The following is a 12,657-nucleotide window of genomic DNA, read 5'->3' on the forward strand; positions in this document are numbered from 1 at the left end:
CACGCCATTCAGCACAATTGGTTTAGACCATAACCGCTGCCAAGTGGGTTCTCAACAGGTGGAGTTCTCGGAACCCGAAGATCACCGACGGGCGCGGACGACCACTCGACCGCATCCGAAATTTGGTCTAGACAATAGGCGCACGGACGGCCTAGTGTCCCCTTTGCGCAGTCCGGTCCCGCTTACGGGACATCAGCCGGTCCCTTCGCTGCTGCGCACACGTCGCGGTCAACGGCGACCACGCTCGCGGACGTTCGCATTCCGTCCGCGTTCCCGTGGAAACCCGTGGGGCCGACCGGTCGCACGACCGGTTCCACGACCGGCGCCGCGACGACGCCGCGACGCACGCGTCCCGATCTCCGGCCGACACCTCCGACTGTTCGCCCACGCCCAGAGGGAGCGGTTTCCATGAGCACACCCAGCACCACGGCCCTGCCGGACGGGTTCCTGAAGAGCCCGGGTGCGGGCCTGATCACGCTGGATCCGGTCCGGACCGCCCTGCTGCGCGGACTGGACGACCTGCTCACGGGGTTGGCCGCACGGCTCCACGCACCCGAGGTCGTCGGCCCGCCGCTGCTGTCCGTGGAGGGCCTGGCCCGGCTCGACTTCTTCCGCAACTTCCCCCACCTCGGCGTCTCCGCCGGGCGTTTCGCCCCGGAGGCCCTCGACGGTCTCGCCACCGGCGAGACGCCGGGAGAGCTGCCGCTGCGGCCGACGGGCTACCTCCTGCCCTCCGCCACCTGCTACGGGCTGCTGCTCTCCCTGGAGGGCAGGGACGTCGGCGAGGACGGCCTCCGCCTCTCCGCCACAGGCCGTTGCTTCCGCAATGAGACCCATTACGACGGGCTGCGCCGCCTGTGGGGCTTCCACATGCGGGAGGTCCTGTACCTCGGTACCAAGCAGGGGGCCGTCGAACACCTCGAACACGGTGCCGTGTTCATCCAGGAGGCCGCCGCGCGCCTCGGACTGGAACTGACCAGGGCCGTGGCCGACGACCCCTTCTACGACAAGGGCGGCTCCCGGGCCCGACTGATGGCCCTGGACCCCGTCAAGCACGAGTTCTCCGCCCCCGACGGCACGGCCATCGCCTCCGTCAACCGGCACCGCAACTTCTTCGGCGAGCGGCTGGACATCCGGGCCGGCTCCGAGGGCCCGGCGTACAGCGGCTGCGTCGCCTTCGGCGTCGAGCGCTGGGTCCACGCGATGGTCCTCGCCCACGGCACCCCCGAACAGGCCCTGGAGCGGCTCCGCGAAGCCGCCCGTCCCTGAGCCGCTCCCCCGGCCCCCGATCCTCGGCTTCGGCCCCACCACATGTCACCCGCAACAGCAGCAAGGAGCGACCCTCCCCATGGAACGCATCGCCACGTGGCTTCACGAGAAGAACCCCGGCCTCGACGGCCCCATCGACGCCGACGAGGACCTCATCGAGGCGCGGCTCATCGACTCGATGGACTTCCTTGAGTTCATCGACCTTCTGGAGGAGCTGTCCGGCAGCACCATCGACCTCCAGGAGGTCACCATCGACGACTTCCGCACCCTCGGCCGGGTCCGCGAACGCTTCCTGAGCGCCGCCGGCTGAGCGAGTGCGGATGACCGGCGACCCGGACCCCGCGCCCCCGCCCGACCGGGGCGGTGGCGACCGGGGCACGGACGACCGGGGCACGGGCGGCCCCGACGCGGGTGGCCACGACGCGGGCGACCCGGCCACGGGCCTCGCGGTGGTGGCGACCACGCGGGAGGTGCTCGCCCGCCCCGAGTTGCACGAGGGCCTGCTCGCGCCCTGGGAACTGCGCCGGCTCGATGCGATACGGGTGCCGAGCCGCCGCGAGGACGTGCTGGCGGCGCGGCTCCTGCTGCGCTCGTGCGTCGCCCGCCACACCGGCCTGCCCCTGCACCGGTCGGGCCCGGCGCAGCTCTGCCCCGGGTGCGGGCGGCACGGCCACGGGCGCCCGTACCTGCCCGGCCTTCCCGGGGTGGGCCTCAGCCTGAGTCACGCCGACGGCGTGGTCGCGGCGGCCGTCGGCCCGGGCGCCATCGGCATCGACGTCGAGCCCTCGACGCGGCGCCCCGGCCCCCTGCGGGTGCTCCGCCGCCTGTTGCCCGAAGCGGACCTCCGTGAGGCGGGCGCCCAACCGGATCCCGGACCGGCGCTGCTGCGCCTGTGGGTCCGTGAGGAGGCCCTGCTGAAGGCCGGCCGGGAGACGCCGCTCCCCCTCGCCGAGTGGTCGGACCACGACCGGGCCGCCGTCGCGGCCGTCGCCTCGACGGGCCCCACGACGGTCCTACCGCAGCTGTGGGGTCCGGGCTGACGGCCCGGACGTCCGCCGCGGAGACCGCCGACCGGTTCCAGGCGTGGACCACGGCCGTCGCCGAACGGTTCGCCCCGGACCGGCGCCGATCGGCCGCCACCGTGATCGAGTCGGCCGTCCGGGAGTTCACCCCTTCGCCGACGCCGTCGCGCGGCTCTGCCGCTCACCCGGGCCGTCTCGGCCCGGGCCGTGTCGTCAAGAGTCCCGGGCGGCGGGGGCGGCGGGCGGCGGGGCCGGGAGGAAGCCCGTGGCGGTGAAGTGGCACACCGCCGCCGCGAAGGCGCTCGGTGTGGGTGGGGGCGGGGTGTGGGTGGGGAGCAGCGCGCGGGTCTCGGTGGTGTCGTAGTGGAGGGCGGTTTCCGACGTGCCCTCGCGGAGGGTGGCCAGGAGGGGCAGGCCGGCGGGGAGGCGGTGGGCCTCCACGTGGGCGGTCCAGGCGGCGGTGGTGGTGCCGGTGACGGAGTGGCCCAGCTCCCGTAGGCGCTCCACGGCGGTGCGCAGGCCGAGCCTGTGGTCGGCGGCGATGTGGAAGGTGCGGCCGATGGTGTCCGGGCGGAGGGTGAGGGCGACCACGACGGCCCGGACGTGGTCGACGGGGACGAGGTCGAAGGTGATGTCCCGCCCCGGGTCCTCCGTGGGGGCGAGGCCCGCTTCCACACAGGCCTTGAGCAGCAGCCAGAAGTAGTCGGAGGGCTGGCAGATGCCGGTGTCGGTGTCCGCCGCGATGCGGGTCGGACGGTGGACGGTGACGGGCAGACCGCGGGCGGCGGCCTGTTCCAGGAGCTTCTCGGCGACCCACTTGCTCTGGGCGTAGCCGTGCCGGAGGAGGTCCGGGCCGGGCAGCGGATCGTCGGCGCGCACGAGCGGTCCGGCGGCGGGCCCGGGGGCAACGGCTCCCACCGTCGAGATGTGGTGCAGGGGCACCGTGCGGTGGCGGGCGGCCAGGCGGAGCAGTTCGATGGTGCCGTCGACGTTGGCGGGCTTCGACCGGGCGTAGGAGTGGGCCAGGTTGACCACGGCTCCGCAGTGGTAGACGGCGTCGACGGTACGGGCCAGCTCCTCGGCGGTCTCCGGGGCGAGTCCCAGGCCCGGCGCCGCCAGGTCGCCGGGGACCGCCCGGATGCGGCCGGCGAAGGCGGGCCGCCACAGCAGGTGGGCCCGTAGGGCGCCGAGGACCCGGGCGTGGGCCGCTTCGGGGTCGGCGGCGCGGACCAGGCAGTGGATCTCGGCGCCGGTACGGGTGAGGAGTTCGTACAGCAGGTGGGCGCCGAGGAAGCCGGTGGCTCCGGTGAGCAGCAGCCGGCCCGGGGTGGCGGTCGTGGCGGCGACGCGCGCCGCGGGCCGGATGTCCGGGGGCAATACGGCGTCGGCCGCCAGGTCGCCGGCGGGGGTGTCGGACGGGGCCGCTCCGTCGAGGCGGGCGGCGAGCGCGGCGGGGGTGGGCGAGGCGAAGACGGCGTGGGCCGGGAGGGCCTCACCGGTCGCGGCCCGCAGCGCCAGCACGAGGCGGACGGCGAGGAGGGAGTCCCCGCCGGCGTCGAAGAAGTTCTCGTCCCGGTGCGCCGGCCGCTCGCCCAGCACCTCCCGCCAGGCCCGGTCGACGAGCCCTCGCGCCCCGGCGGACAACGGGGGCGACGGGGACGGGAACTCGGGCCGGGAGCCGGGCCGGGAGCCGGGCCCGGAGGTGGCCGGCGCGCGGTCCAGCGCCAGGCGGTCGAGCTTGCCGCTCGCGGTGCGCGGGAAGTCGGCGTGGGCCAAGGTTCGGGAGGGCACGCAGTACGCGGGCAGGACGGCGGCCAACGCGGCGCGGACTCCGGCCGGGGTGGGGCCGGACGGGCCGGGGACGGGAACGAAGTGGGCACGCAGGCGGGGCCCGGCGGGACCGGGGACGACGGTCACCGCGGCCTGGACGACCCCGGGCAGGGCGCGCAGCGCGGTCTCCACCTCGCCCGGCTCCACGCGGTGGCCGCGGATCTTGACCTGGTCGTCGTCGCGGCCGAGGAACTCGATGGCGCCGTCCGGGCCGAACCGGCCCCGGTCCCCGGTCCGGTACAGCAGGGCGCCCGGGACGGCGGGGTCGGGGAGGAAGCGGCGGTCGGTCTCCTCGGGGCGGCCCAGGTAGCCGTGGGCGACGGGCACGCCACCGACCCGGATCTCCCCCGGGGCGCCCTGGGGCACGGGCCTGCCGGCGCGGTCCAGGATCTCGACACGGGCGTTCTGGACGGGGCGGCCGATGGGCGGGCGGGCGGGCCAGTGGGCCGGGTCGCCGGTCAGCCGGTGCGCGGTGACGACGTGGGTCTCGGAGGGCCCGTACTGGTTGTCCAGCACCGCCCCCGTACCGGCGAAGAAGGCGCGGACGGCGGGGGTGACGTGGAGTTGCTCGCCGGAGGTGACGACTTCGGGGACGGGGCAGCTCAGGCCGGCGGCGGACGCGTGGTCGGCGAGCTGCTGGAGGGCGACGAAGGGCAGGAAGAGCCGGTCGACGCGCTGTTCGGCGACGAGGGCGAGGAGGAGCGCGGGGTCCTTGCGCACGGCGTCCGGGGCGAGGACCAGGGTGCCGCCGGCGGCCCAGGTGGCGAACAGCTCCTGGAAGAAGACATCGAAGCCGACGGGCGCGAACTGGAGGGTGCGGGGGGCGGGCGCGGAGCGGCGCCGCTGCCAGTCCGTGAGGTTGGCCAGGCTCCGGTGCGGTACGGCGATCCCCTTGGGGGCGCCGGTGGAGCCGGAGGTGTAGACGACGTAGGCGAGGTCCTCGGGGCTCGCGGACGGCAGGGCGGGCCCGGCGGCCGGCGGTGTGCTCGGCCGCGCGTCCAGGAGCACGGTCCGCACGCCGTCCGCCGCCGGTCGGGGGCCCGTGGTGTCGGTGCGGGTGAGCAGGATCGCGGCGCCGCTGTCGGCGAGCAGCAGCTCCGCCCGGCCGGTGGGGAGCGCGGGGTCCAACGGGACGCAGCAGGCTCTGGCCTTGAGCACGGCGAGGACGGCGAGGGGCACGTCCGGGCCACGGTCGAGGCGGACGGCGACGCGTTGCCCGGGGCCCGCACCGAGGGCGGCGAGCCGGTGTGCGAGCCGATCGGCGGCCGCGTCGAGGGCGGCGTAGCCGAGGGTGCGGGAGCCGTCGGACACGGCCGGCCGGTCGGGGGTGAGCCGCGCCTGGCGGCGGAACTGTTCGTGCACGGGCGGCAGTTCTCCCGAGATCACGGGGCCGCTCGCGAACTCCCGCGCCACACGCTCCTGTTCGGCGTCGGAGAGGATCCGCAGGGCCCCGATCGGCGTGTCGGGCCGCTCCAGCGCGTCGGCGAGCAGGGTGGTGAACCACTGGGCGACGCGCTCGGCGTGCGGGGCGTCGTACAGCGCTTCGGCGAAGGTCAGCAGGCCGAGGTAGCCGCCCTCCTCGGGCACCAGGTGGAAGAACAGGTCGAACTTGGCGGTGCCGTGGTCGGCGCGCACCGGGCGGGAGGTGATCCCGGGGAGGTCGAGGCCGGGGGCGGCGGCGTCGTCAACGGTCAGGACCACCTGGAAGAAGGGGAACCTGGCCGGATCGCGCTCGGTGTCGAGGGCCTTCACCAGGTGCCCGAAGGGGATGTCGCGGTGGGTGACGGCGTCCCAGACGGTGGCCTTGGTGGAGCGCAGCAGATGGGTGAACGGCTGTTCCGGGTGCACCCCTTGGCGCAGGGGCAGCACGTCGGTGAGGCAGGCGAGGAGGGGTTCGAGATCGGGTTCGTCGCGGCGGGAGACGGGGGTTCCGATGATGACGTCGTCCTGCTCGGAGGTGCGGGCGACCAGGGCGGTGAGCGCGGCGGCGAGGACGCAGAACGTGCTGGTGCGGTGGAGGCGGGCGAGCGCGCGCGTCCGGCGTCCGGCGTCCGCGCCGATCCGGAAGCGGACCTGACCGCCTCGGTGGTCGGGGGCGTCGGGGCGGGTGTGCGCGGAGGGGACGGTGGACTGGGCGGGCGCCCCGGCCAGGGTCCGCTCCCAGTGGGCGAGCAGCTCCTCGTGCCGACTGTCGGGCCGGGACCGCTGCTCGTGGGCGAAGTCCGCGAAGCTCCGCTCCAGTGGCGGCAGTTCGGGCGGAATGCCGGCCAGCGCTGCCCGGTAGCGGGCGCTGAACTCCAGGTCGAGCAGGCGGAAGCACCAGCCGTCCACCAGGGCGTGGTGGAGGGCGACGGCGAGGACGGCCTCGTCGGGGCCGAGGTGGAGCAGTGTGGCGCGCAGCAGCGGGGGGCGGGTCAGGTCGAGGGGCCGGGAGACCGTCTCGCGCAGCACCCGGTCCAGCTCGCCGGGCGGTACGGTGCGCCGCTCGACGGTGACCGGGGGGCAGTCCTCGGTGTACTGGACGGCCCGTCCGTCCTCCAGGGCGAACCGGGAGCGGAGTCCGGCGTGCCGCTCGACGATGCCGGCCAGCGCGGTCTGGACGGCGCGGTGGTCCAGGGGGCCGCTGAGGTGGTGGTTCCAGGACTCGACGTAGCGCGAATTGCCGTCGTGCAGCTGGTCGTTGAGCCAGATCGACTCCTGCTCGTACGTCATGGGGTACGGGGCGGAGGAGGAGGCGGTGGTCATGACGTGCTCCGTGCGGCGGTGAGGGTGGACAGCAGGGCGGCGGGGTCGACCTTGCCGTTGGCGGTGACGGGCAGGTAGGGGACCCGGTACACGGCGGCGGGGACGCTGTAGCGGGGCAGGCGGTCGGCGAGGGAACGTCGGATGACGGCGGCGGTGAGCTCCTCGGACCAGGAGGTGTAGAAGAGCGCCAGGTGGTCGGGGGCCGCGCCGCCGGGGGCTTCGCCTGTCCCGGTCCCGCGGGCGGGGACCGGCAGGACGTGGCAGTTGCGGATTCCGGGCACGGTGCGGGCCACCGACTCGATCCCGGCGGGCTCCAGCCGGTGTCCGGCGATCTTGACCTGGCGGTCGGTGCGGCCGAGGAAGTGGAGCACCCCTTGCGGGTCGAACTCGCCCCGGTCGCCGGTGCGGTAGGCCCGTCGGGGCCGGCCGTCGAGGGTGAGGGTGGTGAAGGCGGCCCGGGTGGCGGCCGGGTCGCCCAGGTAGCCGAGGGCCAGGCCCTCGCCGGTGACCCAGATCTCGCCGTCCACCAGGTGCACGCCGGTGCCGGGGACCGGGCGGCCGATCGGGATGCCGTCGGGTCGGTCGCAGTCCGGGGCGAGGACGGTCCGGGTGGTGGCGAAAACACAGCTCTCCACCGGGCCGTAGCCGTTGATCAGGGTGATGTCGGGGTGCCGGGCCAGGAAGGACCGTACGTGGGGCGGGGAGAGCGTCTCGCCGCCGGTCAGTACGGTGCGCAGCCCGGTGAAGGCCTCGACGTCCTCGTCCACGAACAGGTTGAAGACGGCCGAGGTGAGCCACAGGGTGTCCACACCGGCGTCCGCGCGCAGTCGGCGCAGGTCTTCGGGGAGCAGGTGGCCCGACGGGGCCACCACGCAGGTGCCACCGGTGGTGAGGGGGCCCCACACCTCCAGGGAGAAGGCGTCCCAGGAGGCGGGCGCGGCCTGGGCCATCGTGCGCCCGGGGCCGAGTCCGGCGAGTGGCTCGGTGCCGAAGAGCCGGGTGGTGGCGGCGTGCGGGGACAGTACGGCCTTGGGCGGGCCGCTGGTGCCGGAGGTGAGGAAGACGGCGGCGGTGGAGGTGGCGTCGACCTCGTGGTGGACGGGTCGCACCCGGCGGGCGGCGGCCTCCGCCAGGGACTCGGTCGGCGGGGTCCAGCGGGCGGACCGGCGGACCGTGGCCGACTCCGCGTCGGGCTGCCCCGGGGCGGCCTCGACCAGGACGGGGCCGCCGAGCCGGCCGAGGATCTCGCGCTGCCGGAAGGCGGGCTGCGCGGGGTCCGCGACGGCGTACCCGGCCCCGCACTTGAGGACGGCGAGCAGGACGGCGATCAGGCGGGCGCCGCGCGGCAGCCGGACGGGCACCAGGTCTCCGGGGCGCACGCCCAGCTCCCACAGGGCGGCGGCGTAGGTGTCGGCCGCGCGGTCGAGGGTGCGGTACGGGGTCCGGGTCGTGCCCTCGACGAGGGCGGTGGCGGCGGGCCGCAGCCGGGCCTGGCGGGCGAAGGCTGCGTGGATGGTGCGAGGGCCGCGGTCCGCGTCCGGGTCCGCGCCTGCGGCATCGAGGTCCGCGAGCGGGGCGGGGAGGGCGGGCAGGGGTGCGGGTGCGGGGTCAGGCGACATGTCGTATGTCCACGCCGGGCAGGAGGAATTCCTCCAGGGAAAGGCATTCGAATGCGTCCTGCGGGGCGAAATCGATTCCCGTCAGATTCCGCAATCGGGCGCAGATGCGCATGGCTTGGAGGGACGTTCCGCCGATGTCGTGGAATTGTGCGCCGGCCGCGAGTTCCGGAAGGCCGGTGACGTCCCGGACGATGTCCATGAGCGCGTCGAGGCGCGGGGTCGTGTTCGCGCCGGCGACGCTCTCGGGCGCGGCGGTCACGGCGGGCGCGGCGGTCACGCAAGTCACGGCGGTCACGCAAGTCACGGCGGCCGAAGCCGTGCCGTCCGTCGCGGCCACCGGCGTCAGACCGTCCGTCGCGGTCACGGGCATCAGGGGTCCTGTCGTCCCGCGCGGATGGAAGAGGGTGCCGCACGGCCTGCCCGCCAGGGCCTCGGCCGCGCGCGCGGTGGAGGTAACCCGGACGGCGATGCCGGCGTCGGCGGCGGTCCGGGCGGCTGCGATCTTGGTGGCCATGCCGCCGGTCCCGAGCCCGGATCCCGGCGAGGACAGGTCGAGGCCGTCGAGGCCGGCGCCGTGGCGGACCTCGGTGATGCGCCGACTGCCGGGCAGCCGCGGATCGGCGTCGTGGACCCCGTCCACGTCGGACAGCAGGATCAGGCGGTCCGCCCGCACCAGCCCCGCGACGAGACCGGCGAGCCGGTCGTTGTCCCCGAAGCGGATCTCGTCGGTGGCGACGGTGTCGTTCTCGTTGACCACCGGCAGCACCCCCAGCCCCAGCAGGGCGTCCAGGGTGCGGCGGGCGTTGCCGAACCGGCCGTCGTGGGCGACGTCGTCGTTGGTGAGCAGGACCTGACCGACGCGGATGCCGTGGCGGGCGAACGAGGCGGTGTAGCGGGCGATCAGGAGTCCCTGGCCGACACTGGCGGCGGCCTGTTGGTGGGCGAGGTCCGCCGGTCGGGTGCGCAGCCCCAGGGGGGCCAGGCCCGCGGCGATGGCCCCGGAGGACACCAGCACCAGGAGCTCTCCCCGGCCCCGCGCGGCGGCGAGGGCGTCGACCAGGGCGTCCAGCCGTTCGGCGTCCAGACCGCCGACGGCGGACGTCAGGGAGGAGGAACCCACCTTGACCACGGTGCGCGTCCGCTCCGGAGCCGGAACCCCACCGCGGTCCGGATCCGGGCCCCGACCGCGGTCCGGATCCGGGTCCCGTGCGTCCCCGGTCCGCGTGGTCGTCCGTACGACTGTCTGCACGACTGAGCCCCCTCAAGGGTGTTTCGTTTCGGTGGAGTTGGCCTGAACCCGGCCCTGCCGATTCTTTCTACCAGCGCACGCGCGACGGGCCCGGACGGCGGCTGACAGGAAACTGCACGGCCGGTGCAGCTTCCTGATCCGGCCGGATCTGTTTCCTTCGACCGGCCGGTGCGAGATTTCTTCCGTCGGCTCGACCGGCCGCCACATCCGGTGCGGAGGAAAGAGGGAAGTCGTGTCCACCACCATTCAGTACACCGACCCTGTAGAAGGCTTCAGCGGCTGGCTCGTCTACGACGGCCGCACCGCCGACATCTCGGCCGGCGGGTTCCGCGTCCAGCCCGGCGTCACCGAGGAACTGGTGGCTTCCCTGGCCTCCCGGATGACCCTCAAGCAGCGCGTCCTCGGCCTCGGCGTGGACGGCGCGAAGGCGGGCATCGACTACGACCCGGCCTCCCCGGGCAAGGCCGCCGCCGTCCGCCGCTTCCTGGACTTCCTGCGCGAGGAGCTCGCGGGCCGCTTCAGCATGGGGTGCGACATGGGCACCCGCTGGCACGAGCTGGAGGAACTGGCCGCCCTGGAGGGCATCCCCTCCATCAAGTACGTCGTGAAGAAGGCCCAGGGCCTCGACGACCGGGACTTCTTCGACCGGCTGCGGGCCCTGGACGCGCCGGTCGGCGCGCTCACCCTGGGGCAGCGCCGCGCCGGTCACGCCCTGGCCCACGCGGCGCTGGCCACCGCCCGCCGGCAGGGCCTGGAGGCATCCGCCCTGACCTGCTCCCTCCAGGGCTTCGGCAACATGGGCCGGGCCGCCGCGTACTCCCTGCTGGAGCACGGCGTGCGCATCACCGCGGTCGCCGACGCCCACGCCTGTGTCGTGGACCCCCGCGGCCTGGACATCGCGCGGATGTTGGACAGCGACCAGAACAGCGCCGTCGACACCCTCGCGCCCGGCGCACTGCGGCTGCCCCGCGAGAGCCTGTTGGACCTTCCCGCGGACGTGCTGGTCCTGGCGGCCGGGGAGAACGCCGTCAGCGCGGAGCAGGCCCGCGTCCTGCCCTGCCCGGTGGTCGTGGTGGGCTCCAACCACGGGCTGAGCGCCCCGGTCGAGGAGGAACTCGCCGGCCACGGGGTTCTGGTGGTACCGGACTTCATCGGCGGGATCGGCGGCTCCGCCTCCATCGACGCGCTGTTCGGCCCCACGGCCACCCCCACGCCCCAGGAGGTCCTGGACAGCGTCGCCGCGATGATGGACGACCTCCTCGACGACCTCCTCAGCCGTGCCCGCAACCTGCGCACCACCCCCCGGCAGGCCGCCCTCGACTTCGCCTCGGTGGCCGTCGACAAGCGCGGCCAGCGCCCCTACGGCACCGGCCCGTACTCCCAGAGCGCGCTGCGCCGCACCGCCCGTACCCGCCGCAGCGTCATCGGCGCCACCCTCGGAGAGAACCGTTGAGCACTCCCACCCTTCCCGCCCTGGACACCACCGGCCTCATGGACTTCACGGACGCCGACGACGTGCCCTGTACGCACGAGCGGGGTCACATCACCGACTCCCGCTTCTACGGACACATCTACGCCACCGAGACCAGTCGGGAGATCTTCTGCGACGTCTGCCGCTTCCAGAGCTGGCTGGACGTCGAGGCCCAACTCGCCCTCGCACAGGCCGAACTCGGCATGATCCCGCAGTGGGCTGCGGACCGCATCGCCGCCAGCGCCCACGTGGAACTCCTCGACCTGGACGGCGTCCGCGCCGAGATCCGCCGGACCGCGCACTCACTGGTCGGGCTGCTGCGCGCCTTCCAGACCGTGTGCGGTCCGGAGGCCGGCGAGTTCATCCACTTCGGGGCCACCACCCAGGACATCCAGGACACCGGTCAGGTGCTGGCCATGAAGCGGGTGCTGGACAACCTGCTCCAGCTGATCGCCGGCCTGGTGGAACGGCTGGTGGAGATATCCGAGGAGCACGACGCCACGGTGGTGCTCGGGCGCACCCACGCCCAGCCCGCCCTGCCGATCGGCTTCGGCCTGAAGGCCGCCGGCTGGATCGACGAGCTGCTCCGGCACGCCGAGCGCGTCGAGGCGATGCGTCCGCGCGTGCTGGCGCTCCAGCTCTTCGGCGGCGCCGGTTCCATGGCGGGCTTCGAGGGCCGCGGTCCCGAGCTGTTGGAACGGCTCGGGGAACGGCTCGGCCTGTCGGTGCCGAACACCGGCTGGCACGCGGCCCGCGACCGGATGGTCGAGTACGTCTCCACCCTCGCGATGGTCGCCGGCACCCTCGGCCGGATCGGCGACGAGATCCGCACGCTTGGCCGCCCGGAGATCGGCGAGGTGCGCGAGGCCTGGTACCTGGGCAAGGTGGGCAGCTCCACGATGCCGCACAAGCGCAACCCCGAGGGCTGCGAGCAGATCGTGGTGATGGCCCGGCTGGCTGCCGCCCAGGTCGGCACGGCGCTCACCGCGATGGGCGGCGACCACGAGCGCGACGGCCGGACGCTGCGCATGGAGTGGGTGTGCGTGCCGGACGTCTCGCACTACACCCTGACGGCCTGCGAGATCATGACGCGTGTGCTGAAGGGTCTGACCGTACGGTCCGACCGCGCGCTGGCCAACGTCCTGTCCGTACGCGACCAGGTCGCCACCGAGAGCCTGATGCTCGCCTTCGCCGGGCACGTCGGCAAGCAGAGCGCCCACGAGCGGATCTACCAGCTGATCCAGCGGGGCATCAGCGAGCAGCGGTCGCTGCGCGAGCTGATCGAGGCCGACGAGGAACTCGGCGGGGTGCTGTCCGGGCCCGAACTCGACGTCCTGTTCGACCCCGCGCGCTACCTGGGCGACTCCGTCCTCCTGACCCGGCGGGTGACCGAGCGGGCCCGCGCGTGGCTGGGCGGCCGGGCCGACGCCGCCGCCTGACACCCGGGGCCGT

Annotated in this window: 8 protein-coding genes; 5 read left to right on the plus strand and 3 right to left on the minus strand. The window is 74.4% G+C overall.

Translation table 11 applies throughout. The features are described 5' to 3' along the window. Positions 1-408 precede the first annotated feature (408 nt). The 3 genes from ACIOD1_RS15530 to ACIOD1_RS15540 all read left to right on the plus strand — a co-directional run bounded on the left by ACIOD1_RS15530 (position 409) and on the right by ACIOD1_RS15540 (position 2,309). Positions 409-1,269 carry an aminoacyl--tRNA ligase-related protein gene (locus ACIOD1_RS15530; protein WP_365627577.1) on the plus strand — a complete coding sequence of 287 codons (861 nt, stop codon included), beginning with the start codon at positions 409-411 and terminating at the stop codon, positions 1,267-1,269. 79 nt (positions 1,270-1,348) lie between these two features. Next, positions 1,349-1,579 carry an acyl carrier protein gene (locus ACIOD1_RS15535; RefSeq protein ID WP_365627574.1) on the plus strand — a complete coding sequence of 77 codons (231 nt, stop codon included), beginning with the start codon at positions 1,349-1,351 and terminating at the stop codon, positions 1,577-1,579. A gap of 10 nt (positions 1,580-1,589) precedes the next feature. Beyond that, positions 1,590-2,309 (plus strand): 4'-phosphopantetheinyl transferase family protein, encoded by a 720-nt coding sequence (locus ACIOD1_RS15540; RefSeq protein WP_401902670.1) that lies wholly within the window; start codon positions 1,590-1,592, stop codon positions 2,307-2,309. A 195-nt stretch (positions 2,310-2,504) separates the two neighbouring features. Here ACIOD1_RS15540 and ACIOD1_RS15545 read toward each other — a convergent pair whose 3' ends face one another. From ACIOD1_RS15545 to proB, 3 genes are read right to left on the minus strand one after another with little or no spacing between them, the layout of a single operon-like run. Next, on the minus strand, positions 2,505-6,866 hold the full coding sequence (locus ACIOD1_RS15545) for an amino acid adenylation domain-containing protein (RefSeq protein ID WP_401902672.1): 4,362 nt from the start codon (positions 6,864-6,866) through the stop codon (positions 2,505-2,507). Beyond that, complete coding sequence (locus tag ACIOD1_RS15550) at positions 6,863-8,485, minus strand: AMP-binding protein (protein ID WP_401902674.1); 1,623 nt, start codon at positions 8,483-8,485, stop codon at positions 6,863-6,865. The genes ACIOD1_RS15545 and ACIOD1_RS15550 overlap by 4 nt, the downstream gene beginning before the upstream one ends. Beyond that, positions 8,475-9,614 carry a glutamate 5-kinase gene (gene proB / locus ACIOD1_RS15555; protein ID WP_401903068.1) on the minus strand — a complete coding sequence of 380 codons (1,140 nt, stop codon included), beginning with the start codon at positions 9,612-9,614 and terminating at the stop codon, positions 8,475-8,477. The genes ACIOD1_RS15550 and proB overlap by 11 nt, the downstream gene beginning before the upstream one ends. A gap of 352 nt (positions 9,615-9,966) precedes the next feature. Between proB and ACIOD1_RS15560 the strand changes: the two genes are divergently transcribed. Further along, positions 9,967-11,187 carry a Glu/Leu/Phe/Val dehydrogenase dimerization domain-containing protein gene (locus ACIOD1_RS15560; RefSeq protein ID WP_401902676.1) on the plus strand — a complete coding sequence of 407 codons (1,221 nt, stop codon included), beginning with the start codon at positions 9,967-9,969 and terminating at the stop codon, positions 11,185-11,187. Then, a complete protein-coding gene (locus ACIOD1_RS15565; protein ID WP_401902678.1) occupies positions 11,184-12,644 on the plus strand; it encodes an adenylosuccinate lyase family protein in 1,461 nt (486 codons plus the stop codon). Before ACIOD1_RS15560 ends, ACIOD1_RS15565 begins: the two co-directional genes overlap by 4 nt. Positions 12,645-12,657: the final 13 nt, after the last annotated feature.

The organism is Streptomyces sp. NPDC088097, from assembly GCF_044741845.1.
GTDB lineage: Bacteria > Actinomycetota > Actinomycetes > Streptomycetales > Streptomycetaceae > Streptomyces.

Bases quoted from the DNA above. Each gene is read 5' to 3' on its own strand.
- ACIOD1_RS15530 (WP_365627577.1), top strand. From the start codon at position 409: ATGAGCACACCCAGCACCACGGCCCTGCCGGACGGGTTCCTGAAGAGC.
- ACIOD1_RS15535 (WP_365627574.1), top strand. From the start codon at position 1,349: ATGGAACGCATCGCCACGTGGCTTCACGAGAAGAACCCCGGCCTCGAC.
- ACIOD1_RS15540 (WP_401902670.1), top strand. From the start codon at position 1,590: ATGACCGGCGACCCGGACCCCGCGCCCCCGCCCGACCGGGGCGGTGGC.
- ACIOD1_RS15545 (WP_401902672.1), bottom strand. From the start codon at position 6,866: ATGACCACCGCCTCCTCCTCCGCCCCGTACCCCATGACGTACGAGCAG.
- ACIOD1_RS15550 (WP_401902674.1), bottom strand. From the start codon at position 8,485: ATGTCGCCTGACCCCGCACCCGCACCCCTGCCCGCCCTCCCCGCCCCG.